13 protein-coding genes are annotated in these 10467 nt (G+C 69.4%); 7 read left to right on the forward strand and 6 right to left on the reverse strand.

Annotated elements, in window-relative coordinates; translation table 11 throughout:
* Positions 1-23 precede the first annotated feature (23 nt).
* Entirely contained in the window at positions 24-1616 is a 1593-nt protein-coding gene (locus ACFY5A_RS06515) for an SDR family oxidoreductase (RefSeq protein ID WP_387232494.1), read from the reverse strand.
* 183 nt (positions 1617-1799) lie between these two features.
* Between ACFY5A_RS06515 and ACFY5A_RS06520 the strand changes: the two genes are divergently transcribed.
* From ACFY5A_RS06520 to ACFY5A_RS06535, 4 genes are all read left to right on the forward strand, one after another.
* Positions 1800-2273, forward strand: coding sequence for an SRPBCC family protein (locus ACFY5A_RS06520; protein WP_387232497.1), 474 nt, complete (start codon positions 1800-1802; stop codon positions 2271-2273).
* Positions 2270-2587 carry an ArsR/SmtB family transcription factor gene (locus ACFY5A_RS06525; RefSeq protein ID WP_387232500.1) on the forward strand — a complete coding sequence of 106 codons (318 nt, stop codon included), beginning with the start codon at positions 2270-2272 and terminating at the stop codon, positions 2585-2587. Before ACFY5A_RS06520 ends, ACFY5A_RS06525 begins: the two co-directional genes overlap by 4 nt.
* Positions 2588-2724: 137 nt before the next feature.
* Positions 2725-3105: a helix-turn-helix domain-containing protein gene (locus ACFY5A_RS06530; RefSeq protein ID WP_223587315.1), complete on the forward strand. Its 381-nt coding sequence runs from the start codon at positions 2725-2727 to the stop codon at positions 3103-3105.
* 1 nt (position 3106) lies between these two features.
* On the forward strand, positions 3107-4084 hold the full coding sequence (locus ACFY5A_RS06535; RefSeq protein ID WP_387232503.1) for an SRPBCC domain-containing protein: 978 nt from the start codon (positions 3107-3109) through the stop codon (positions 4082-4084).
* A 106-nt stretch (positions 4085-4190) separates the two neighbouring features.
* On the opposite strand, the gene ACFY5A_RS06540 is transcribed toward ACFY5A_RS06535, so the two are convergent.
* The 5 genes from ACFY5A_RS06540 to ACFY5A_RS06560 are packed head-to-tail and all read right to left on the reverse strand — an operon-like array spanning position 4191 to position 7014.
* A complete protein-coding gene (locus ACFY5A_RS06540) occupies positions 4191-4976 on the reverse strand; it encodes a ribonuclease H (RefSeq protein ID WP_387232506.1) in 786 nt (261 codons plus the stop codon).
* A gap of 60 nt (positions 4977-5036) precedes the next feature.
* On the reverse strand, positions 5037-5252 hold the full coding sequence (locus tag ACFY5A_RS06545) for a hypothetical protein (RefSeq protein WP_387232509.1): 216 nt from the start codon (positions 5250-5252) through the stop codon (positions 5037-5039).
* Between the two features lie 18 nt (positions 5253-5270).
* Complete coding sequence (locus ACFY5A_RS06550; protein ID WP_105673120.1) at positions 5271-5612, reverse strand: hypothetical protein; 342 nt, start codon at positions 5610-5612, stop codon at positions 5271-5273.
* 33 nt (positions 5613-5645) lie between these two features.
* A complete protein-coding gene (locus ACFY5A_RS06555; protein WP_341940616.1) occupies positions 5646-5975 on the reverse strand; it encodes a protealysin inhibitor emfourin in 330 nt (109 codons plus the stop codon).
* A complete protein-coding gene (locus tag ACFY5A_RS06560) occupies positions 5932-7014 on the reverse strand; it encodes a M4 family metallopeptidase (protein ID WP_387232513.1) in 1083 nt (360 codons plus the stop codon). Before ACFY5A_RS06560 ends, ACFY5A_RS06555 begins: the two co-directional genes overlap by 44 nt.
* Positions 7015-7250: 236 nt before the next feature.
* Between ACFY5A_RS06560 and ACFY5A_RS06565 the strand changes: the two genes are divergently transcribed.
* Genes ACFY5A_RS06565 through ACFY5A_RS06575 form a run of 3 tightly spaced genes read left to right on the forward strand, consistent with a single transcriptional unit; the run spans position 7251 to position 10467 of the window.
* The gene (locus ACFY5A_RS06565) at positions 7251-8561 is read left to right on the forward strand and encodes an ABC transporter substrate-binding protein (protein ID WP_223587309.1); all 1311 of its coding nucleotides are present in this window, start codon (positions 7251-7253) and stop codon (positions 8559-8561) included.
* 2 nt (positions 8562-8563) lie between these two features.
* Complete coding sequence (locus ACFY5A_RS06570) at positions 8564-9526, forward strand: carbohydrate ABC transporter permease (protein WP_105673124.1); 963 nt, start codon at positions 8564-8566, stop codon at positions 9524-9526.
* The gene (locus tag ACFY5A_RS06575) at positions 9523-10467 is read left to right on the forward strand and encodes a carbohydrate ABC transporter permease (RefSeq protein WP_105673125.1); all 945 of its coding nucleotides are present in this window, start codon (positions 9523-9525) and stop codon (positions 10465-10467) included. The genes ACFY5A_RS06570 and ACFY5A_RS06575 overlap by 4 nt, the downstream gene beginning before the upstream one ends.

Raw genomic sequence — 10467 nt, forward strand, 5'->3', positions numbered from 1 at the left:
CCGTCCTGGTCGTCGCGCGACGGTCAGGTGTGCGAGGGGGCGGCGTCGTCCGCGATGTCCGCGACCGGAGTCATCGGCTCCCTGGGCATCTCGGCCGCCGCGGTGATCCGCGCCGCCATGCCCGCGAAGATGAAGCCGTGGAACGGCAGCACGGCCAACCAGTACAGCCGCCCGCCCAGCCCGCGGGGGAAGAACACGGCCCGCTGCTCGTACCTCGCCCGATCCCCCTCCGGCACCGCCCGCAGCTCCAGCCAGGCGTCGCCGGGCACCTTCATCTCGGCGCGCAGGCGCAGGAGGCTCCCGGCATCCGCATGCTCGACGGCCTCGACGCGCCAGAAGTCGATCGCGTCGCCGACCCTCGCGGCGCTCCGGCTGCGGCGTCCTCGTCGGAGCCCGACTCCGCCCACGAGCCGGTCCATCCACCCGCGCACGGCCCAGAGCAGCGGCGACGAGTACCACCCGTTCTCCCCGCCGATCCCGACGATGACGCGCCACAGGTCGGCGGCCGAGGCGTCGGTCTCGACGGTGCGCGCGTCGGTGAACACCGTGCGGCCGGCCCAGTCGGGGTCGCTCGGGAGCGGGTCGCTCGGGGCGCCGGACACCTCCGCATCCTGCCAGCTGGTCTCCACGCTGTCGGCGTCGAGCCGGCCCAGCGCGAGCGACACGGCCTGACGGTAGGGCGTGAGCCCGCCCGACGGGAGCGGGATGATCTCGTCCACCGCCCTGTCCTTCACGACGCATTCGTTCTGCAGCGATGCGACGAGCGGTCGCGCGATCGCGCGGGGCACCGGGGTGACGAGGTTCACCCAGTGCGAGGCGAGCCCCGGCGTGAGCACGGGCAGCGCGGCGATCGCCCGCTGCGGGAGTCCGGCCTCGACGGCATAGCCGTTCATCATCTGTCCGTACCGCAGCACGTCGGGTCCGCCGATGTCGACGGCGCGATTGACGTCGGCATCCACGCGGGCCGCCCCGAGGAGGTAGTGCAGCACGTCGCGCACCGCGATCGGCTGGATGCGGTTGCGCACCCACTTCGGCGCCGGCATGTACGGCAGCACCTCGGTCAGGTGCCGGATCATCTCGAAGGATGCCGAGCCGGAGCCGATCACCACGCCCGCCTGCAGCACGAGCGTCGGCACGCCGGACGCCAGGAGGATCTCTCCGACGCGCACGCGGGAGCGCAGGTGGGGGGAGAGCGCGACGTCGGCGGGATGCAGCCCGCCCAGGTACACGATGCGGTGCACGCCCGCGGTCGCCGCGGCCTCGGCGACGGTCTCCGCCGCCCTCTCGTCCGCCTCCTCGAAGCCCTTGCCCGCGCTCATCGAGTGGATCAGGTAGTAGACGACGTCGACATCGCGCACGGCGTCGGCGACGGCATCCGCGTCGTCGGCCGAGCCCTCGACGATCTCGCAGTCGGCTCCCCAGGGGAAGGATGCCGCCCGCGCTGCGTCGCGCGCGAGGATGCGCACGCGGTATCCGGCGTTCAGGAGTCGCGGGGTGAGGCGTCCGCCGATGTAGCCGGTCGCGCCGAGCACCAGCGCGCGCGGAGGGGTGCCGTCGTCGCGCGGGAGGGCGCGCAGTGCGTCTTCGTGTCCGGTGGGCTGGGTGAGATCGGCCATGCTCCGAGCGTAGGCGCGTGGTGCTCGAGGTCACAGCGGGTTGCGCGAACGTCCCGGACGTGAGACAGGGCCGTTGGACAAGTGCAACTCCAGGGTTGCGGTAGTAAGGAGTGTGTGCAACTCTTGAGTTGCAGGTGAACGGCGATCCGGCCGCACCCCGGGAAAGGAACCATGATGGTCAACATGACAGAGAACCCCGCATCCGTCGTCGACGAGGAGACGTTCTCGGTGCGGCGCACGATCCGCATCGCGGCATCCGTCGACAAGGTCTGGCGCGCCGTGACCGAACCGGAGCACATCTCGCGCTGGTTCGGCCGCACGGTGCTCGACGGTGCCGGCGTCGGAGCGACCGGCACGATGACGTTCCCCGACTACGGGGCGATCCCGCTGCGCGTCGAAGCCTGCGACGAGCCGAACCTCATCGCCTACCGCTGGGGCAACGACGACGCACAGGATGCACGACCCGAGGTGCTCGACCCCGAGACCTCGACGGTCTTCACGTTCACGCTGGAGCCGATCGACGGCGGCACGCAGCTCACCGTCGTCGAGAGCGGCTTCGAGCGCACGTCGTCCCCGCTCGAGAACCTCGAGAGCCACCGCACCGGCTGGGACTCCGAGCTGGACAAGCTCGTCGCCCTGGTCGAAGGTGAAGTGTGACCGCGGACACCCTGATCCCCATGTTCGCCGCTCTCGCAGACGAGACGCGGTGGAGCATCCTGACGGCTCTCGGCGAGGGGGATGCCTCGGCATCCGCCCTCGCCGGGCGCCTGCCGGTGAGCCGTCAGGCCATCGCGAAGCACCTGGCGGTCCTGCAGGAGGTCGGCCTCGTCGAGCCGATCCCGGTCGGGCGCGAGGTGCGCTTCCGGGTGATCGGCGCCGAGCTCGCCGTCACCGCCGCGAAGCTCGGCGCCATCGGCCGGGACTGGGACCGCCGCCTCGCCGCGATCAAGGAGATCGCCGAAGGGTTGTGAGCCGTCCGGTTCGGGTCGGCGCGTTCCGGCCTGCGGTGAGAATCGGTGGGGGTGCGCGCCGGATCGTTGCCGCGCTCGCCGGCGCATTCGCAGAAACCTCTTGACACGGCATCCGCTGTCGCATAACGTACAACCAAATGGTTGTACAAAGAGAACTCAGCGAAGCGGAGGTCGACCGTGTGTTCCACGCACTGGCGACGGCGACCCGGCGCGACATCCTGCGCCGGACGATCGAGCGGGAGCAGTCCGTCTCGACCCTCGCCTCCGAATACGAGATGTCCTTCGCCGCGGTGCAGAAGCACGTGTCCGTGCTCGAAGCGGCGAACCTCATCGTCAAGCGCGCCGAGGGGCGCGAGCGGCTCGTCCGCGCGAACCCCGAGATGATCGCCCGCGCCAGGGCGCTCCTCGCCCGATACGAAGAGCTGTGGCGGTCGCGCATCGCCCGGCTCGACGACCTGCTGGCCGAGCCGGCACCCATGCAGCAGAGCACCACCGAACCGAAAGAGCAGGGAGACTGACATGCCTGTCACCGACATCACCACGGATGCCGAGAACCTCACCATGACCGTCGTCGCGGACTTCGCGGCGCCGATTGAGCGGGTCTGGAGCGCCTACAGTGACCCGCGGCAGCTCGAGCGCTTCTGGGGTCCTCCCGGATGGCCGGCGACCTTCACCGCCTGGGACCACAGCGTCGGCGGACGCGCGAACTACACGATGAACGGTCCGCGCGGCGAGGCCTCCTCCGGCTCGTGGGAGTTCCTCTCGATCGAGGAGCCGACCGCGTTCGCGGTGCTGGACTCCTTCGCCGACGCTGACGGTCAGCCGCTGGAGGGCTTCCCCGCCCAGCGCATGTCCTTCACATTCGAGCCGACCGGCGATGGCACCCGAATGGTGACCACGAGCCACTTCGATTCGATCGAGGCGCTCGAGCAGGTCGTCGAGATGGGGCAGAGCGAGGGCATCCGCATGGCGATGGCCCAGCTCGACGCCGTGCTGCAGGACCTTCGTGACTACGCGCAGGGCAAGGGCACCAGGGTCGAGCTGCTCGACGACACCCACGTGCGCATCACCCGGCTCGTCGAGGGTCCGCGCGAGCTGGTCTGGCGCGCACACCACGAGGCCGAGCTCATGAAGCAGTGGCTGCTCGGACCCGACGGATGGGAGATGACCGAGTGCGTGGTCGCTACCGCACCCGGAGACACCTACCGCACCTCGTGGGCGCCGGTGGGTGACACCGAAGGCCAGCCCTTCGGATTCGAGGGGGAGGCGCTGCTCGTCGACGCCCCTCGCCGCGCGGTCACCACGGAACGCATGACCGGGATGCCGACGGAGACGCTCAACGACCTCAACCTCTACGAAGAGGACGGTGCGACGCTCATCACCCTCCTCATCGAGTACCCCGACAAGGAGACGCGCGACATGATCCTCGCCACCGGCATGACCGACGGCATGGAAGCCTCGTACGCCCGCCTGGAGCGGGAGCTGCTCGCCGTCTGAGCGTTCACAACTCCTCAAGAAAAGGTCGGATCCCACGGGATCCGGCCTTTTCTGCGCCGTCGGCCGTGATTCGTGAGGAGTTGTGAACGCCGTGTCGGCGTGCGGCTCAGATCAGGCGGCGCAGCGCCTCTTCGAGGGTGACCCCCTGAGCGTCGGCGAGATCGGCGAGACGCGCGTGCTCATCGCCGCTGAGCGTGAGGCGCAGCTCGATCGGGTCGTCGGCGGGAGCGTCGTCGAGCCCGTCAAAGAGGTCGGATGCCTCGGCCCACAGTGGCTCGGCGGGAAGGTCGGCGGGAGACGCGACGGGGGCGACGAATGCAGCAGTGGGTGCAGCGGCAGGGGAGGGGGAATCCGCCCCCGCCTCGTCGGTCGGAGCGAGCCAGTCCCGGTCGGGCTGCGTCGCCATGGGGGCATCGACATCCGCCGCGCCCCGCGTGAAACCGGGGCCGCGATTCGGCTCCTGCTTCGCCTGGTACGCCTTGGCTGCACCGTTCGCGCGCTCGTCGGCTGCTTCGTTCAGGGGATGCCCCGCGTGGCCCTTGACCCACTCGAACGTCACGTCGCGGCCTCGCATGGCCTCGTCGAGCGCCTCCATCAGGTCGCGGTTCAGCACGGGTCCGCCGTCGGACTTGCGCCATCCCTTGCGCTTCCAGCCCGGCATCCACTTGGTGATCGAGTCGATCACGTACTTGCTGTCGCACTCGATCACCAGCTTCTCGGAGGTGCCGGCCGTGGCGCGCAGCAGCTCCAGCACGGCCTGCAACTCTCCCTGGTTGTTCGTGCCGTGCGGTGAGCCGCCGGCGGCCCAGTTCGCGTCGTCGATGTACCAGGCCCAGCCGTTCGGGCCGGGGTTGCCCAGGGCGGAGCCGTCTGCGGCGGCGGTGATCGTCATCCCTCCACCGTAGCCGCGGTCGGCGACACCGCCCGGCGGCGGGCGGCGGTCAGAGCCCCGTCAGTTCTTCGGCTCGCCCGTCTCGTCGGCCCCGGCCTCCGGCAGCACCGGCGCGACGGGGAAGACGATCGAGGTCACCTGCCCCTCGAACCCCAGCGACAGCGGGTCGGCCGAGGGCACGGCGTCGAGCACATCGGCCGCATCGCGATCGAGCGGTTCGGAGGGGAGGACCCACTGGTTCTCCTCTTCCTCTGGACGGTGCTGGAAAAGTCCCATGTCCCTATTGTGCGCCGCTCAGGATGCCGTGGGGGCGGCGCGCCGGAACGTGAAGTACCCCGACACCGCGCCGTGGTTGACCACGCCGGTTCCCGTGCTCAGGACGCGGTTCGAGGTCGTCGCCCCGGACTCGATGAAGGTGTACCCCGTGTGCTCGAGCCTCCACCCGATCCGCTCGACCTGCCCGAGGAAGTATCCGATGCTCTCGTTCACGGCCAGGCCGTTGTCTGCCGAGCCCCATGACGACGTCTGCCCGGTCAGGCGCCCGATCTCCACGTGCAGATGCAGGAGCACATCGCCCCTGGTCTGCGCATCCTGGGCGAGCGACAGCAGCCGCGTGGCTTCATCCGGTGTGAGCATGGTTCCCCCTGGGTCGACGTGGGTTCAGCGTAGTCACTCCGCCGATGCTGCTCGCACGGCGTCGACCAGCGCGCGCCACGGACCGTCGAGCGCCGCGTCGGGCAGCTCCTGCTCTCGCCGCTCGGAGGGGGTGCGGGCGCGGATGCTCCACACGAAGCGGTCGGCGCCCTCCGTGTCGGAGGGCGGTGCGTCCCAGGGGCAGCGGTCGATGAGCGCGATCCAGTCCCCTGCGTCCTCGGGGGCGGCGGTCACCCGCCAGCGGCGACGGATGCCGGCGATGCCGCCGGTGCGCACGACCGCGATGACGACGACGTCGTCGTCAGTCTGCGTGCGCTCCTCGGCCGGAGGAGGGGTCTCGCTCATCCTCCAAGACTCCCACGGTCGTCCAGGCGCGTCGAGCGGCTGCCGCCGTCGCGTCATCGATCGCGGATGCCGCGGTGATCGTCGCCTCCGCGAACTGCGCGAACGTGGCGGTGCTCGACAGTCCTCCGGTCAGCGCGCGGTACCAGGTCAGACCCGCGCGCTCCCAGGCGTTGCCGCCGAGGTCGCGGGCGAACAGCGCGAAGGCGCGGTTCGGGATGCCGGAGTTGATGTGCACCCCGCCGTTGTCTTCCGTCGTGCGCACGAATCCGCTCATGTGGTCGGGCTGCGGATCCTTGCCGAGCTCGTCGTCGTCATAGGCCGTCCCGGGGTGCAGCATGGAGCGCAGGGCCTCGCCCTCGACCGCATCCGTGAAGATCTCCGCGCCGATCAGCCATGTGGCCTGGGCCGCCGTCTGCCCGAGCAGATGCTGCTCGGTGAGCGCGCCGAAGACGTCGGCGATCGACTCGTTCAGCGCGCCGGGCTGGCCCTGGTACTCGAGGTTCGCGGTGTGCTGCACGACGCCGTGCGCGAGCTCGTGCCCGATCACGGTGGTCGACGCCGTGAAGCCCGTGAAGACCTCTCCGTCGCCGTCGCCGAAGACCATGCGCTCGCCGTCCCAGAAGGCGTTGTCGTAGTCGACGCCGTAGTGCACGCTCGCGTCGAGCGGCGCCCCGGCGTCGTCGAGGGAGTTGCGCGAGAACGCGGCGAGCAGCAGCTCGAAGGTGGTGCCGAGTCCGTCGAACGCCTGGTTCACGGCGGCGTCCTCGACCGGGGGATCGTCTTCGCTGCGCACCAGGATGCCGGGGAGCTTCTGCGTGTTGCCGGCGTCGCTGATGGTGCGGTTCGGCGCATCGGACAGCTGCGCCACGAGGTCGCCGTTCTCGTCGATCGACAGGTCGATGCGCGCGCGGAACGGCGGGCGCCCCGCGGTCAGCGTCTGCCGCGCCGCGGCCGCTGCGTGCGGGAACCGCCCCGACTCGGCCAGGCGCGCGAGCAGGTAGGAGGGAACGACTCCGGGGGATGCGGTGCGGCTGCTCATGCCCCGACCCTACGCCGGAGGTGCGACGTTCGCCCGGGGCATCCGCAGAGTGTGGCGTGTCGTCTCGCTCCGCTCGCTCAACGACCGGGAGCGGGGTCGTGCGCGACGTCACGAGATGATCTCGATGCCCCGGGGAAGAGGGGCGTCTCTTGACACATCTGCGTTCTGTATACAGAATACGAGTATGCCCCGAGGGGTTCCCGACACGATCTTCCGATGACGAAAGAGGTAGCGAGATGGCACGAGCGAAGGTGACGCGGTATCTGGCAGTGGGGGCCGCCGGAGCCCTGGTCCTGGGGCTCGCCGCGTGCAGCGGCGGAGGCGGAGGCGGGGGCGTCTCGGCAGACGGCACCGCGACCGTCGTGTGGTCCACGTGGGGCACGGCCGATGAACTCACCCGCTACGAGGAGTTCAACAAGGACTTCATGAAGCGGCATCCCGACATCAAGGTCAAGCTGCAGCCGGTCGCCAGCTACGGCGACTACCACTCCAAGCTGCTCGCGCAGCTCACCAGCAACACCGCCCCCGACGTCTTCTACGTCGGCGACGACAAGATCGGCCAGTTCGTCGACTCGAAGCGCCTGATGCCGCTGAACGACCTCATGGACTCGAAGGACAGCAAGACCAAGAAGGACGACTTCTTCCCCGGCCTCTTCGGCGCCGCCGAGAAGGACGGTGAGACCTACGCCGCCCCGAACGACTCCAACCCCGACGTGTTCTGGTACGACAAGCAGGCCCTCGCCACCGCCGGCATCACCGAGGACCCCGCGACGCTCGCCGAGAACGGGGAGTGGACGACCGACAAGTTCCTCGAGATGAACGCCAAGCTCCACGACGCCGGCCTCACCGGCACGATGTACTGGAACTACTGGGCGACCCACTGGAGCTGGCTCTCCTCGCAGGGCGTCGACGCGCCGTACAGCGACTCCGGGGAGTTCACGGCGAACAAGGACTCCGCCGCGGTCGACGCGATGCAGCAGTTCGGCGACCTGTTCCAGGACGGCACCTTCGTGGTCGCCGACAGCCTGCCGGACGGCGCCGGAGCGGACAGCGTGTTCGTGACCCACAAGGCCGGCTTCTTCGTGCAGGGCCGGTACACGATCGGCACCGTGAAGGCGACCGGCGAGGAGGCCAGCTACGACATCGCGCCGTGGCCGACCCCCGACGGAAAAGCCGCCCCGACCGGCGTCGCCACGTCGTTCCTCGCGATCAACGGCAAGACCAAGGTGAAGGACGCGGCGTTCACGTTCTGGACCGAGTTCCTCTCGGCCGAGGGGCAGACCTTCCGCCTGCAGGGCGGCGGCAACGCGGTCCCGTCGATCAAGGGCGCCGACGACGTCGTGCTCGAAGACGGCTACCCGGCGCACGCGCAGACCTTCCTCGACATGCGCGACATCGGCTTCGAGGACTACCCCGCCGAGGCGGCCGTCCCCGGCCTGCCGGTCGACATCGCCGACGAGCTCCTCAAGCTCTACGAGGGCAAGGAAGACGCGAAGGCCGCGCTCGACAACGTCGCGAGCCTCGTCAAGGACCGGTCGGAGAAGTAGGAGTGTCCACGCTCACCGACAACGGACGGATGCCGCAGGCCACCCCTGCGGCATCCGCCCTGCCCCTGCGCAAGGAGGCGGCCTGGCGCCGGCGCGACCGCCGCTGGGGCTACGTCTTCGTCGGCCCTCAGCTGATCGGCATGGGGCTGTTCGTCGTGCTGCCGTTCCTGGGGAGCATGGTGCTCGCCTTCGCCTCGTGGGACGGGCTGAGCGACCTCGAATGGGTGGGCTTCGCCAACTTCGCCGACCAGCTGTCCGACCCGCTGCTCGGACGCGCCATCCTCAACACCCTCCTCATCGCGATCATCACGGTGCCCATCGGGCTCGCGCTCGCGGTGATCGTCGCGATCGCTCTCGAGAAGCTCAAGACCCGCACGCTGTACCTCGTGCTGTTCTTCGCGCCGGTGGTCACGTCGACCGTCGCGGTCGCGATGATCTGGCAGCAGATGTTCCGCGCAGACGGCGTGCTCTCCACCGCGATCTCGAAGATCTTCGGCATCGCGCCCCCCGACTGGCTGCAGGATCCGAAGCTCGCCCTCCTCGCCGTCTGCATCGTCACCATCTGGTCGTCGATGGGCCTCAACGTGGTGATCTTCCTCGCCGGCCTGCAGAACATCTCACCCTCTGTCATCGAGGCCGCCCGCATCGACGGGGCGGGCCCGTGGCGGCTGTTCACCAGCATCCGCCTCCCGCTGCTCTCGCCCATCGTGTTCTTCTCGTCGATCGTCGCCTTCATCTCGTCGCTGCAGACCTTCGACACCGTCTACGTGCTCGTGCAGAACGCGGGACCCGACAACGCGACCCGCACGATCGTGTTCCACATCTTCGATCTCGGCTTCACGAAGTTCGAGTTCGGCCTGTCGAGCGCGGCCAGCGTGATCCTGCTGCTCATCACCCTCGTGATCACGGGCATCCAGTTCGCCGCGCAGAAGAAGTTCGTCCACTACGAGGATGACCCGGCATGACCTCCCAGACCCCCTCCCTCACCCGGCAGGCCCCTCCGACGGGGTCGACGGTCGCGCTCACCGCTCCGGGCTACCGCTCGCGCGGACGCGGCGGACCCGGCGCCGACCGCGCCCGCCGTCGGATCGGCGCGACCCTGCTGCACGTGGTGCTCGCCGTCGCGGGCATCGCGATGGTCTTCCCGTTCATCTGGATGCTGCTGACGTCGTTCAAGTCGCTGTCGCAGCTCCTGAAGAACCCGCTGCAGTTCCTCCCCGACCCGTGGACGTTCGACAACTACACGACGGCGTGGAACGCGGTGCCGTTCGGGCAGGCGTACCTCAACAGCGCGTACATCGCCGTCCTCGTGGTCGTCGGCACGCTGCTGACCTCCGCGATGGCGGGGTACGCGTTCGCCCGCATCCGGTTCCGCGGCAGCAGGATCCTCTTCGTCGTCTTCCTCGCGACGCAGATGATCCCCAAGCAGGTGACGCTCATCCCGTTCTACCTGCTGATGTCGCAGCTCGGCTGGGTCGACTCGCACCTCGCGCTGATCGTCCCCGGCATGATGGCGAACCCCTTCGCGGTGTTCCTCATGAGGCAGTTCGTCCTCGCGCTCCCGCGGGAGCTCGAGGAGGCGGCCCTCGTCGACGGCGCCGGACGCTGGCGCACCTTCTGGAGCGTCGTGCTGCCCAACCTCAAGCCGGGCCTCGCCGCGCTCAGCATCATCGTCGCCCTCGACGTGTGGAACTCGTTCCTGTTCCCGCTGGTGCTGCTGAACACGCCCGACCTCTTCACCGTGCCGCTGCTGCTGCAGGCGTTCCAGAGCCAGCAGGGCTCGGTCAACTACGGTCTCGTGATGGCGGCGTCCGCGATCGCCACCGTGCCGATGCTGATCGTGTTCGTGATCGGTCAGCGCAAGATCCTGAACAGCATGGCCGCCTCGGGCCTCGGAGGACGATGA

The sequence above is a fragment of the Microbacterium sp. NPDC012755 genome (genome assembly GCF_042901325.1).
GTDB classification, from domain to species: Bacteria; Actinomycetota; Actinomycetes; order Actinomycetales; family Microbacteriaceae; genus Microbacterium; species Microbacterium natoriense.